Source organism: Acidibrevibacterium fodinaquatile (assembly GCF_003352165.1).
GTDB classification, from domain to species: domain Bacteria; phylum Pseudomonadota; class Alphaproteobacteria; order Acetobacterales; family Acetobacteraceae; genus Acidibrevibacterium; species Acidibrevibacterium fodinaquatile.
Genome location: NZ_CP029176.1, coordinates 2148135 through 2161299, shown reverse-complemented (window position 1 = coordinate 2161299; position 13165 = coordinate 2148135). Strand labels below are relative to the sequence as shown.

Annotated in this window: 12 protein-coding genes and 1 tRNA gene; 1 reads left to right on the top strand and 12 read right to left on the bottom strand. The window is 65.8% G+C overall.

The window, feature by feature from the left end; translation table 11 throughout:
* The first annotated feature begins 71 nt into the window (after positions 1–71).
* On the top strand, positions 72–902 hold the full coding sequence (locus tag DEF76_RS10385; protein ID WP_114912273.1) for a trypsin-like serine peptidase: 831 nt from the start codon (positions 72–74) through the stop codon (positions 900–902).
* Positions 903–904: 2 nt separating this feature from the next.
* On the opposite strand, the gene DEF76_RS10380 is transcribed toward DEF76_RS10385, so the two are convergent.
* The 12 genes from DEF76_RS10380 to DEF76_RS10325 all read right to left on the bottom strand — a co-directional run bounded on the left by DEF76_RS10380 (position 905) and on the right by DEF76_RS10325 (position 13087).
* Entirely contained in the window at positions 905–2050 is a 1146-nt protein-coding gene (locus DEF76_RS10380) for an acyl-CoA dehydrogenase family protein (protein ID WP_114912272.1), read from the bottom strand.
* 13 nt (positions 2051–2063) lie between these two features.
* Positions 2064–3245 (bottom strand): thiolase family protein, encoded by a 1182-nt coding sequence (locus DEF76_RS10375; protein WP_114912271.1) that lies wholly within the window; start codon positions 3243–3245, stop codon positions 2064–2066.
* A 125-nt stretch (positions 3246–3370) separates the two neighbouring features.
* The gene (locus tag DEF76_RS10370) at positions 3371–4471 is read right to left on the bottom strand and encodes a branched-chain amino acid ABC transporter substrate-binding protein (protein ID WP_114912270.1); all 1101 of its coding nucleotides are present in this window, start codon (positions 4469–4471) and stop codon (positions 3371–3373) included.
* Positions 4472–4522: 51 nt separating this feature from the next.
* The gene (locus tag DEF76_RS10365; protein WP_114912269.1) at positions 4523–5242 is read right to left on the bottom strand and encodes an ABC transporter ATP-binding protein; all 720 of its coding nucleotides are present in this window, start codon (positions 5240–5242) and stop codon (positions 4523–4525) included.
* Positions 5239–6075, bottom strand: a complete 837-nt coding sequence (locus DEF76_RS10360) for an ABC transporter ATP-binding protein (RefSeq protein ID WP_114912268.1) — start codon at positions 6073–6075, stop codon at positions 5239–5241. Before DEF76_RS10360 ends, DEF76_RS10365 begins: the two co-directional genes overlap by 4 nt.
* Entirely contained in the window at positions 6075–7352 is a 1278-nt protein-coding gene (livM, locus tag DEF76_RS10355; protein WP_114912267.1) for a high-affinity branched-chain amino acid ABC transporter permease LivM, read from the bottom strand. The genes DEF76_RS10360 and livM overlap by 1 nt, the downstream gene beginning before the upstream one ends.
* Positions 7349–8242, bottom strand: coding sequence for an ABC transporter permease subunit (locus DEF76_RS10350; protein ID WP_427938082.1), 894 nt, complete (start codon positions 8240–8242; stop codon positions 7349–7351). The genes livM and DEF76_RS10350 overlap by 4 nt, the downstream gene beginning before the upstream one ends.
* A 564-nt stretch (positions 8243–8806) precedes the next feature.
* Positions 8807–8899: transfer RNA gene (locus DEF76_RS10345), tRNA-Ser, on the bottom strand.
* A gap of 99 nt (positions 8900–8998) precedes the next feature.
* Positions 8999–9928: an L-threonate dehydrogenase gene (gene ltnD, locus DEF76_RS10340; protein WP_114912265.1), complete on the bottom strand. Its 930-nt coding sequence runs from the start codon at positions 9926–9928 to the stop codon at positions 8999–9001.
* Between the two features lie 21 nt (positions 9929–9949).
* On the bottom strand, positions 9950–10906 hold the full coding sequence (gene pip / locus DEF76_RS10335; protein ID WP_114912264.1) for a prolyl aminopeptidase: 957 nt from the start codon (positions 10904–10906) through the stop codon (positions 9950–9952).
* 45 nt (positions 10907–10951) lie between these two features.
* Positions 10952–11254, bottom strand: a complete 303-nt coding sequence (locus DEF76_RS10330) for a hypothetical protein (RefSeq protein ID WP_240318975.1) — start codon at positions 11252–11254, stop codon at positions 10952–10954.
* Positions 11255–11284: 30 nt separating this feature from the next.
* On the bottom strand, positions 11285–13087 hold the full coding sequence (locus DEF76_RS10325) for an ABCB family ABC transporter ATP-binding protein/permease (protein ID WP_114912263.1): 1803 nt from the start codon (positions 13085–13087) through the stop codon (positions 11285–11287).
* Between the last annotated feature and the right edge of the window lie 78 nt (positions 13088–13165).

Genomic DNA, 13165 nt, shown 5'->3' with positions numbered 1-13165 from the left:
GCCAACCAAAACGGCGCAACGATTTTCGGCCTTTTTTCAAAAAGTCGGTCTTTCGGGCTTTATGACACCTTATGACGCAGGCGAAGCGCACGACGCTCTTTCGCTTTTTGGGCGTTATGGCATGGCGCGCGGCGGCGTTGGGCTTGTTGTTCTCGGTTGCGAGTTTGCCGCTTTCCGAGACACCGCTCGCTGCTGACGTTCAGTTTGCCGAACCATCGCCGTCGGCCACCATTCTCCCCGGCATCGGCCGCAATGACGATCGCCAACCGGTCAATCCCGCCGATTTTCCCTGGCGGGCGCTCGGTCGCGTGCAAACCGCGCTCGGCAGCCGCTGCACCGGCTTCATGGTCGGGCCGCGCACCGCGATCACCGCGGCGCATTGTCTTTTTCGTGAGCGCACCCGCCTCATCATTCAACCGCGTTTGATCCATTTTCTGCTGGCGACCAGTCGCGGCGCGGCCGCCGGGGTCGCCCTCGTCGCCGATTTCACCATCGCGCCCGGGTATGATCCGTTTCACGAGTCAGAGAGCGCCGGCGCCGATTGGGCGGTTTTGACGCTCTCCGCGCCTTTGGTCCGTGAGGGTGAGTATCTTCGCCTCGACCGCACATTGCCGCCCCGAGGCACGCCGGCCTTGCTCGGCGGCTACAGCAAGGATCACATCGAAATCATCGAAGCCGATCTCCATTGCCTGATCGCCGAGCAGATCCGCGACGCGCGCGGCGGTGTGCTTTTGCATCACACCTGCCATGCGACGTCGGGCACCAGTGGCGCGCCGCTCTTATTTCGTCTCGGCAGTGGCGAATGGCGGGTCGCTGGCGTCCAAATCGGCTCCGTCGTCGATCATGCCGGCGGGATCGCGGTGCCGGCGGCGGCGATTCCGACGAGCGCGATCGGGCGATAACGTCATAGACTGCGCGCGATCAGCTCTTTCATGATTTCGTTGCTACCGCCATAGATTCTTTGCACCCGGGCATCGGTATAGCGTTGCGCGATAGGGTATTCCGCCATGAAGCCATAGCCGCCGAAAAGTTGCAGACAAGAATCGATGACCTTGCCCTGCATTTCGCTCGTCCAGTATTTCGCCATCGCGGCGGTGCCGACATCGAGGGTTCCGGCGAGCAGCCGCGCGATACAATCATCGACGAAAACGCGCGCAACCTGCGTCGTGGTCTTGGCTTCGGCGAGCACGAAGCGGGTATTTTGAAATTCCATCAAGGTCTTGCCGAAAGCGCGGCGGCTGCGAACATAGGCGATGGTCTCGGCGAGCGCCGCTTCCATCGCGGCGACGGCGCCGACCGCGATCACCAAGCGCTCTTGCGGCAATTGCTGCATCAATTGCGCGAAGCCGCGATCGGGCTCACCGCCGAGCAGATTCTCCGCCGGCACCACGACATCGTCAAAGAAAAGCTCCGAGGTGTCTTGCGCGTGTTTACCGATCTTTTCGAGATTACGGCCGCGCCGAAAGCCGGGCGCATCCCGGGTTTCGACGGCGATCAGCGAAATCCCCTTCGCGCCGGCATCAATGCGCGTCTTGGCGGCGACGATGACGAGGTCGGCGAGCTGGCCGTTGCTGATGAAGGTTTTCTGGCCGTTGAGGACATAGGTATCACCGACCCGCCGCGCCGTGGTGCGGATCGCTTGCAAATCGGAGCCAGCGTCGGGCTCGGTCATGGCGATCGCCGCGACCATGTCACCGGAAGCCATGCGCGGCAACCAGCGGTGTTTTTGTGTCTCGGTCCCGTAATGGAGAAGATAGGGCGCGATGATGGCGTTGTGCAGCGAGATCGCGAAATCGCCGAAGCCGATCGCGGCGAGTTCCTCGATCAGGATCGCTTCATGACGAAAATCGCCGCCGCCGCCGCCGAATTCCGCTGGCATGCTGGCACAAAGGAGGCCTGCCGCGCCGGCCCGCCGCCATGCCTCACGCGCGACCATGCCGGCTTTTCGCCAAGCCGTGATATGCGGCACGACTTCGGCGGCGAAAAACCGCCGCACGGTCTCCCGAAATAGCGTCAGTTCCGCGGTTTGATCGGCAGTGCTCGCGTCCATCGCCCGCCCCCGCTCACAGCCGCTCGATGATCGTCGCGTTCGCCATGCCGCCGGCCTCGCACATCGTCTGCAGGCCATAGCGCCCGCCGCTTCGGCTCAAAGCGTGCAGCATCGTCGTCATCAACCGCGCGCCGGACGCCCCGAGCGGATGGCCGAGCGCGATCGCGCCGCCGAGCGGATTGAGTTTTTCCGGGTCACCGCCGACCGCCTTGGCCCAAGCGAGCGGCACCGGGGCGAAGGCTTCATTGACCTCGACATGATCGATATCGGCGAGCGCCATCCCGGCTTTGCGCAACACCCGCTCGGTCGCCGGGATCGGCGCTGTCAGCATCAACAGCGGATCATCGCCGCAGACGTCGAAGCCAACGAAGCGCGCCCGCGGTGTTACGCCGAGGCGTCGGGCGGCGTCTTCGCTCATCAGCAAAAGCGCGCTCGCGCCATCGGTGATCTGCGACGAGTTGCCGGCGGTGATCGACCATGAAATTTCCGGAAACCGCGCCGCATAGGACGGCGTTTCGAAAGCGGGAGAAAGGGCGGCAAGAGTTTCGGGCGTCGTCGCCGGGCGGATGGTTTCGTCTTCCGTCACCAAGACATTGTCGATCGCGACCGGGACGATCTCGGCGGTGAAGTCGCCGGCGGCGCGGGCCCGTGCGGCGCGCTGATGCGAGGCGGCGGAATAAGCGTCCATCGCCTCGCGCGAAAGGCCATAGCGCGCCGCGACTAGCTCCGCGGAAACCCCCTGATGGATCAGCCCCGGCGCGTAGCGCGCGCTGACACGCGGGCCGACCGGATCGCGATCAAGGCGGGCCGAGCCGATCGGCACCCGGCTCATCGATTCGACGCCACCGGCGATGACGATGTCATAGACGCCGGCTTTGATCCCTTGGGCGGCGAAATGGATCGCCTGCTGGCCGGAGCCGCACATGCGGTCGATGGTGGTCGCCGGCACATGTTCGGGGTAGCCGGCCGCGAGCCAGGCCATGCGCCCCACCGTCGAGGATTGTTCACCGACCCGGCTGACACAGCCGATGATCACGTCATCGACGGCGCCGGGATCGAGATCGTTGCGCTCGACCAGCCCCTGGAGCACGGCGGCGAGAAGCTCGACCGGGTGCAGGCCGGACAAGGCCCCGCCAGCCTTGCCGCGGCCCATCGGGGAACGAACGGCATCGATGATAACCGGCTCTCGCGACATGACTTCGTCTCCTCCCGGGGATTGCTTGGCCGCAACCCTCGCAAGGCGCGTCGCCGCCGTCAATCGGGGCGAAAGCGCGGCGTGGGGCGAGCGCGCCGGCACGCCGCTCCCGGGTCAGAGGCGGCTCACATTTCGTGATAACTGCCGTCGTGCCAGACGTAGAAGACGTAATCCGGCTTGGTCACGTCGCCCTTGGCGTCGAAGCCGATCGGGCCGAGCACGCTCTCCCACGGGCCGCCCGCTTTCAGCTCGGCGGCGACTTTTTTCGGATCGACCGTGCCGGCTTTCTGCGCCGCTTCCGCCCAGATCTGCACGGCGGCGTAGGAATAGAGCACATAACCCTCGGGGTCGATGTTTTTCGCCTGGAATTCCTTGACGACGGCGGCGGCGGCCGGGCGTTTGCGCGGATCAGAGGCGAAGGTCATCATCGTTCCCTCGCCGGTCGCGCCGGTGATCTGCCAGAATTCCGATGTGACAAGGGCATCGCCGCTGATCAGCGTGACCTTCATCCCTTGCTCCTTGGCTTGGCGGACGATCAGCCCGGCCTCGGTTTGATAGCCGCCGAGATAGATCACGGTGATGTCGGCGGCCTTGAGCCGGCTGACCAGCGCCGAGTAATCCCGTTCGCCGGGCACATAGGCGGTATAGAGGGTTTCCTCGAGCCCGGCTTTGTTCATGAACTTCTTGGTCTCGTCGGCGAGCCCTTTGCCATAGGCGGTGTTGTCATGCAGGATGGCGATGTGCTGGCCTTTGAAATGGGCGGCGATGTACTCGCCCGCCACCTGTCCCTGTTGGTCATCGCGGCCGCAGACGCGGAACGTGTTCCAGCCGCCATTGTCGGTGAAGGCGGGGTTGGTGGAGGCCGGCGAGATCTGCAACACCCCCTGTTCGAGATAGACCTTGCTCGCCGGGATCGAACTTGAGGAGCAGAAATGCCCATCGACGAACACCACGCCCTTGTCGGCGAGCTGATTGGCGATCGAGACCGCCTGCTTGGGGTCGCAGGCGTCATCGCCCTCGGTCAACACCAGTTGCTTGCCGAGCACGCCGCCATGAGCGTTGATATCGGCGACCGCCTGCTCGGCGCCCTCCTTCATCTGCGCGCCGAAGGTGGCGTTCGAGCCGGTGAGCGGGCCGGCGGAGGCGATCTGAATTTGGGCCATGGCCGGGGCGGCGAGGGCGCAGGGCAGTAAAACCGTGCCGGCGAGCAGTAGAGGCTTCATCATGAGATCAATCTCCCTCTGGGATGTGCGATGGGGTCGTGGCGTCTCGTCCCGTCACTGTCCGCCTTCGAGATAGGCGGCGTGGATTTCCGGCCGCGCCAGCAATTCGGCGCCGGTGCCGGCCATGGTAATGGCGCCATTGACCAGGACATAGCCACGATGGGCAAGCCGCAAAGCCTGATAGGCATTCTGCTCGACGAGGAGCACGGTGAGCCCGGTTTCGCGGTTGAGCGTTCGGATCGCCTGGAAAATCTGGCGCACGATGAGCGGTGCGAGGCCAAGGCTCGGCTCATCGAGCAAGAGGAGGCGCGGGCGCGCCATCAAGGCGCGGCCGATCGCGAGCATCTGCTGCTCGCCGCCCGAGAGCGTGCCGCCGCGCTGCGTTTCGCGCTCGGCCAGGCGCGGGAACAGCGTGAGGACCCGCGCCATCTCTGCCGCGTCGGCGGCCTGCCCGGCGCCTTCCGCGCCCATGAGCAGATTTTCGCGGACACTCATGCGCGGGAAAATCCGCCGCCCTTCCGGCGCCTGGGCGATGCCGCGGCGCATGATCTGATGGGTCGGGAGCGCGGAGATTTCGGCGCCATCATAGCGGATGGACCCCTCACGCGCCCGCGGCTGGCCGCAGATCGTCATCATCAGCGTCGATTTGCCGGCCCCATTGGCGCCGATCAGGGTCACGATCTCGCCTTCCGCGACACGAAGATCGACGTTTTTCAGCGCCTGCACGGCGCCGTAAAAGGTGCTGACGCCGGCGAGTTCGAGGAGCGCGCTCACGGGGCTTCGGCGCGCGCGAGGGCTTCGGCGGCTTCCTCGTCCTCGCCGAGATAGGCGGCGATGACGTGCGGATTGGCGCGGATTTCCGCCGGCGTGCCATCCCCGATCTTGCGGCCGTGATCGAGCACGACGATGTGATCCGATATGCGCATAACCATGCCCATATCGTGCTCGATGAGCAGGATCGAGCAGCCTTGCTCGCGAATGCCGAGCAACAGCGCATCGAGCGCCGCCGTCTCGCGCGGGTTGAGCCCAGCCGCCGGCTCGTCAAGACAAAGCAGGACAGGGTCGATGCACATCGCCCGCGCGATCTCAAGCCGCCGCTGCGCGCCATAGGGCAGGGCGCCGGCGGGATCGTCGGCGCGCGCGATGAGATCGATGCGTTCCAGCCAGGTCTTGGCCTTGTCGATGGCGCGGCGCTCGGCGGCGCGGTAGCGGCCGAGGCCGAGGATCGCGAGAACGCCGAGCCCGGTTGCGGCCATCAGCGGCACGTGCTGCGCGACCAAAAGGTTTTCGAGCACCGTCATGCCGGCGAACAGGCGGATATTCTGAAACGTGCGCGCAACCCGGGCGCGTCGGGCGATGAGATGGCCGGGCATGGCGGCGAGCGCGAAGCCGCGCCCGTCGGTGTGCGTCAGATGCAGGCTGCCGACGCTCGGGCGATAAAACCCGGTGATGCAGTTGAAGGCGGTGGTTTTGCCGGCGCCATTGGGGCCGATCACGGCGGTGATCTCGCCACGCCGAGCGGTGAAGGAGACATCGTCGAGGGCGACGATACCGCCGAACCGCATCCCGAGCCCACGGACCTCGAGCAACGCCGGGATCGCCGCCATCAGCCGCGCCCCTCGGCGACCAGCGCCGCCGGGATCACGCGCGCCGCGCCCCCGAGCGTGACCGAAGGCTTGCGTTCGGTGACCAGGCCGCGCGGACGCAACACCATCATCACCACCAGGGCGAGGCCGAAGATCAGCATGCGGTCATCGGCCAGGGCGCGGAACATCTCCGGCCCGCCGATCATCACCAGGGCGGCGAGCACGACGCCGAGCTGGCTCCCCATGCCACCGAGCACGACGATCGCGAGCACGGTCGCGCTTTCCATGAAGGTGAAGCTCTCGGGGCTGATGAAACCTTGGCGGGTGGCGAAAAACGCGCCGGCGAAGCCGCCGAAACAGGCGCCGACGGCGAAGGCGGTGAGCTTGGTCGTGGTGATGTTGATGCCGAGCGAGCGACAGGCGATCTCATCCTCGCGCAGGGCCTCCCAGACCCGCCCGAGCGGCTGGCGGCGGAGCCGGAGCGTCACCCAGTTGGTCAGTAAAGCGAGGGCGAGGATGACGTAATAGAGAAACACCACCCGATGCGTCGCGGACGGGGTGAGATGAAAGAAGCCGGCGAAGGTGCCGGGCGCGTCGGTCATCGTGAAGCGCAGGCCAAACAAGGTCGGGCGCGGGATGCCGGAGATGCCGTTCGGCCCGCCGGTGAGCGAGACCCAATTGAGCAGCACAATGCGGATGATCTCGCCGAAGGCGAGGGTGACGATGGCGAGATAATCGCCGCGCAGACGGAGCACCGGAAAACCGAGCGTGATGCCCCAAAGCGCCGCCAGCGCCCCCGCCGCCGGCAGGCACGACCAGAAACCGAGCCCGGTCGCCTGCGCGATCAGCGCATAGGAATAGGCCCCGACCGCGTAAAACGCGACATAGCCGAGATCGAGCAGCCCGGCGAGACCGACGACGATGTTGAGCCCCCAGCCGAGCATGACATAGGTCAGCACCAGGATGCCGAGATCGAGCGTCGCTCGGCTGGCGACAAACGGCATCAGCAGCGCCAGCGCGAGCAGGGCGGGGACGAGAAAGCGCCCGGCATGCCGCGCCGCAGGCGCGAGGCTCGCGACGGCGACGCCAGCCGTCGGGCGCCATGTTTGCTGCCAGAACCGGATCGCGAGCCGCAGCACGAAGACCGCGCCCACCAGCGCCGCGACCGCGAGCGGGCGTGGCACCAGCGTGATGCCATGGGCGCCGACATGGGTCTGCAGCCCGACCATCGGCGCAAACAAGCCGAGCGCGATCAGGGCGGAGAGGAAGGCGTCGAGCAAAGGTGCGCGCGGGCTCATACTTTCTCCACATCGGCCCGCCCGAGCAGCCCGGTCGGGAGAAAGATCAGGGTGATGGCGAGGATCGAGAAGGCGGCGACATCCTTGTATTGGACACTGAAATAGGCCGACCAGAAGGTCTCGATCAGGCCGATCAGCAACCCGCCCAGCACCGCCCCCGGCAGCGAACCGATGCCGCCGAGGACGGCCGCGGTGAACGCCTTCACGCCGGCGACGAAGCCGATATAAAAATCGATGGCGCCATAATAGAGCAGAAATAAAAGCCCGGCGACGGCGGCCAACGCGGCGCCGATGACGAAGGTGAGGCCGATGGTGCGATCGGTATCGATGCCGAGCAGGCTCGCCATTTTGAGATCCTGCTCACACGCCCGCATCGCCCGCCCGAGCGGCGTTTTCGTCACCAGCCAGGTGAATAGGCCAAGACACAGCATGGTGGTGACGGCGATGGCGATCTGCATCCAGGAAAGCTGCACCGCGAAGCCGCCGGCGCGGGTCAGCACCAGCCCGCCAGGGAGCAGCGGCGCCAGCGGCTTGACCCGCGCGCCCTGCGACACCTGGGCGAAATTCTGCAGCGTGATCGACATGCCGATCGCGCTGATCAGCGGCGCGAGACGGAACGAGCCGCGCAGCGGCCGATAGGCGACCCGCTCGATGGTCCAGCCATAAAGGGCGGCGAGGGCGGCGGCGAAAACGAGGGTGATGGCGAGCGCCAGCGGCACCGCGGTGATCCCGAGCGAGGCCAGCCCAGAGAGCGCGATCAGCGAGAGAAAGGCGCCGATCATGAACACGTCGCCATGGGCGAAATTGATCATGCCGATGATGCCGTAAACCATGGTATAGCCGACCGCGATCAGCCCATAGATCATGCCGAGCGTGATCCCGTTGATCATTTGCTGCCATGCGTAAGCCAAACTGCACCCCCGTGACCGGTCGATCCCTCAACCAAAGCATGATGCATGCCAGCCATGCAAGCGACAACCGGAGATCTGTGAGGAACACGGCGATAATGGGGGGGTTCGTGTTGCCTCGCACGCAGGAAGGCAGAGCACCGCATGGCGCTCGGGGCCGGTCACTCGCCGGCGAAGCGCGATCGCCACCGGCCGACGGTGTCCGCCGCTACAGCGCTCCGCAGCCGCGACCTGTTCCGCCGCGCCATCCCTTGCCGTGAGATCACGCTTTCGCGAGGCTACTAGAGCGTGCCCGGATCATATCGATCCAGACACGCTCTATTAAGATATTGTTGTAGAGTGTGATTCACGTCTCCGGCGATTCCGCCTTCGACGATCACGCTCTAACGCCCGGCGTCATCCCTCCTAACGCCGCGCTGCCATTCATCCGGTGCCGTTTGCCTTGACGCGCTCTCGTCCGGCTTCAGAGTGTAGCTTGGCGCGTCTATCTCAAAAACGCTGGTTTGTGAATTTGCTCTATGGATACACGGAACTTTACAAAACCCGTGGCGGAGGGAGGGGGATTCGAACCCCCGGTACGGGTTTACCCCGCACAACGGTTTAGCAAACCGCCGCCTTCAGCCGCTCGGCCATCCCTCCGCGGACGCGCAACGCGCGCGAGACCGACTCCTAGGTCAGCGCTTCGACAAGGTCAATCGCCTTGCAGAGAATTCAGAGGAAACGGCGAGCCGAAGTTCGTCAGGGGAGGGGGGCAGCGCGCGATGTTTCGGCCGGCTTCGCCTCGCCGGGGAGCGCTATTCCGGTGAGCGCCTGCCAGACGCGAATGACGAACGCGTCATCCTTCGCGCCCTGGCCGTTGGCGGCGGCGGCGAGGAAGAGCTGATGCGCCGCTGCCGCGAGCGGCAGCGGGAAGGTGAGGCCGCGCGCCTCGTCGAGCACGATGCCGAGATCCTTGACAAAGATGTTCACCGCCGAGAGCGGCGTATCATCGCCTTCCAGAATATGCGGCACCCGGTTTTGCCACATCCAGGAGCTGCCGGCCGAGCTCGAGATGACGTCAAACAGCGTTTGTGGGTCGGCGCCGGCGCGAATGCCGAGCGCCAGCGCCTCGGCGGCGACGGCGATATGAACGCCGGCGAGGAGCTGGTTCACCATCTTGACCGTGCTGCCGGCGCCATGCGCCGCGCCCAGTCGCCAGACTTTTCCGGCGATCGCGGCGAGCACCGGCTCGGCCTTGGCGAAGGCCGCCTCGGGGCCTGAGGCCATCACCGTCATCGTGCCGGCGCGCGCGCCAACGGCGCCGCCTGAGACCGGCGCATCGAGCATCAGAAGGCCGCGTTCGGCGAGCCGCGCGCCAAGAGCCTTGGCGATCTGCGGCGCGAGCGTCGTTGAACAGATCACGACCGCGCCCGGCGCCAAACGCGAAACGCACCCTTCGGTGCCGAACAACACCGCGTCTGCCTGCGCCGCGTTGACCACGAACACCAGAACGGCCTCGAGATCGGCGGGAAGGTCGGCCGCGCGGGTCGCGGTTTTGCCGCCGCCGGCCGCGAGTTCGGCGAGCGCCGCCGGCCGCAGGTCGCAGCCGGTGACGTCATGGCCCTTCTGAGCCAGGTTGAGTGCCGCTCCCATTCCCATCGAGCCGAGCCCGATCACGCCGCATTTCATGTGCTTTTCTCCGTGGTGTCGTCAGCCGAAACCGTACCGGCGCAGCCGGTCGACGGCGGCGATGAGGGCGCGGCGAATGCCGGGCTCCAACGCCGAATGCCCGGCGTCCGATACCACCGTAAGCCGCGCGCCACGCCAGGCGCTGGCGAGAGTATAGGCGGTTTCGGGCGGACAGATCATGTCATAGCGGCCTTGCACGATCTCGGCCGGGATATGGCTGATGCGGCCGATGCCGGCGAGCAGGCCACCCGGCGGTAGAAACAGGTCATGCGCGAAGTAATGCGCTTCGATCCGCGCGAGGTTGAGCGCTGTCCGGTCCTGGGCGAAGGCGCTGACGGTATCGGGGCTCGGCAACAGCGTACTGCACGAACCCTCGTAGAGCGACCAGGCGCGCGCCGCCGGCATGTGGATCGCGGGATCGGGATCGGTCAGGCGGCGGAGATAGGCGCCGAGCACGTCGGCGCGCTCGGCCTCGGACAGGTGGCCGATGAAAGCGGCGTGGGCATCGGGAAAAAAATGCGCAAGGCCATGAAGGAACCACGCGACCTCGTGTTTACGGCCAAGAAAAACGCCGCGCAGCACGCAGCCGGCGACATGGGCGGGATGCGCCTCGGCATAGGCCAGGGCCAGCGTCGAGCCCCAGGAGCCGCCGAACAGCAGCCAGCGCTCGATGCCGAGATGGCGGCGCAGCGTCTCGATATCGGCGACGAGATGGGCGGTGGTGTTCTCGGCGAGGCAGCCGCCGGGGCGTGAGCGGCCGGCGCCGCGCTGGTCGAAAATCACCACCCGCCACTGGGTCGGATCGAAAAACCGCCGATGCACCGCGCCGGCGCCCGCGCCCGGCCCGCCATGCAGAAATAAGGCCGGCAGGCCGGCGGGATTGCCAACCTGCTCCCAATACATCACATGCCCGCCGGAAAGCGGCAGGAAGCCGGTTTCATATGGCCCGATTTCGGGAAACAAATCACCCCGTGGCATAGTGTGCGATCCTAAAGCGCTTCACCGGCAGCGGTAAGACCATCCTTATTTTTCTGGCGTTTGCGTCGCAATGCCAGGCGTGTGCAACTCGCCGGCGCGGACGCTGGCGATGGCATTGGTGAGGATTTTCTCGATGGCGTCGCGATCGAGCACGTTCGCGAGCACCCCGAGCCCGCCGCCGAGCAGGGCAGAGGCGATCGCCAATTCATCGACGTTCTTCTCCATCAGATATTTGATGGCATGCTGGATGACCGAGCCGGCGCGGCTGAGATCGTTGAGGGTGTGCTCGTCTTCATGCGCGCCAGATTGGCCGTCGTCGTGATCGTCGGTGGGGGAGGTGCTGCCCATGGTTATGTCCTTATCGCATATCGGGGAGACTCAGGCGGCGCTGAGCGGCTCGGGGTGACGCTGATCGGCCTGAATTGCCCACAGCTTGGCGTAAAGTCCTGATTTTTCAAGTAACGTCGCGTGGGTGCCGCGTTCCGCGATGGTGCCGCCGGCAAGCACGATGATTTCATCGGCGTCGACCACGGTCGAGAGCCGATGGGCGATGACCAGCGTGGTGCGGGTTTCGACCAATTGACGGAGCGCCGCATTGATCTCGCGCTCGGTCGCGGTGTCGAGGGCGCTGGTCGCCTCGTCGAGGATGAGAAGGCGCGGGTTCTTGAGAATGGTGCGGGCGATGGCGATGCGCTGGCGTTCGCCGCCCGAGAGTTTGAGGCCGCGCTCGCCGACCCGCGTCGCATAGCCTTGCGGCAGACGGGCGATGAAATCATGGATCTGCGCGAGACGCGCCGCCCGCGTGATGTCCGCCTCGCTCGCGCCGGGACGGCCATAGGCGATGTTGTAGGCGATGGTGTCGTTGAACAGCACCGTGTCCTGCGGCACGACGCCGATCGCGGCGCGGAGGCTCGCTTGCGTAAGATCGCGGATATCCTCGCCATCGATCAGGATGCGCCCGGCGCTCGCCTCGTAAAAGCGGAAGATCAGGCGGGTGATGGTCGATTTTCCCGACCCCGTCGGCCCGACGATGGCAAGCGTCGCACCCGGCTTGAGGGTGAAGCTGATCGCATCGAGGATTGTCCGGTCGGGGCCATAGCCGAACCGCACCCCCTCGAAGGTGAGCGCCGCCGGCGCCGCTCTCGGCGCGAGCGGCCGGGCATCGGCGCGGTCGGTGATGGTCTGGTGCTCGGCGAGCAGGCGGAACATCTGCTCCATATCGACGAGGCCCTGCTTGATCTCGCGATAGACGAAGCCGAGGAAATTGAGCGGCTGATAGAGCTGGATGAGATAGGTGTTGACCAGCACGAAGCGCCCGACGCTCATCCCGGCATGGGCGACGTCGTTTGCCGCCATCAGCATGACCGCGACCAAGCCGAGCGCGATGATCGTCCCCTGCCCGAAATTGAGCAGGCTCAGCGTCACCTGCGATTTGATCGCCGCCCGCTCATAGGCGGCAAGAGAGGCGTCATAGCGCGCCGCCTCGAGCGCCTCGTTGTTGAAATATTTAACGGTTTCGTAGTTGAGCAGGCTGTCGACGGCCTTGGTCTGGGCGTCGCTATCCATCGCGTTCATGGCGCGGCGAAAGCGCACCCGCCAGTTGGTGAACAGAAAAGTAAAGCCGATATAGGCGAAAATCGCGATGAAGGTCACGGCGGCGAAGCGCCAGTTGAACATTCGCCACAAGATCGCGGTCACCATCACCACTTCGAGCAGCGTCGGCAGGATATTGAAGACGGCAAAGCGCAGCACCTGCTCGATGCCGCGGGTGCCGCGGTCGATCGCGCGCGCAAGCCCGCCGGTCTGGCGCTCGAGATGGAAAGCGAGCGAGAGGCGGTGGAGATGGATGAAGGTTTCGCGCGCGACGCGGCGCACGGTGCGTTGTTGGGTGCGCGCGAACAAAGCGTCGCGCCATTCGCCAAAGCCAGAGGCGGCAATGCGGGCGAGGCCATAAGCGCCGATCAGCGCCACCGGCACCACCATCGCCCCGCCATGCTTGGGGGCGAGCAAATCGACGGCGCGGCTGTAATAGACCGGCACCAGGACGGTCGCGATCTTGGCGGCGATCAGGCTGGCGACGGCGAGCAGAAGGCGCGCCTGCCCGCGCCAATCGCCGCGCGGCCAGAGCCAGCCGAGAAGGGAGCCGATCGTCGCAAACGAGGAGCGGGAGGTGCTGTCCATGGGAAACGTCGCGCAGCATGTGGCATGGCTGGCCCCACTTGCAAACCCCGGTTCTGGCTTTTCCGCGCGGAGGCTTTA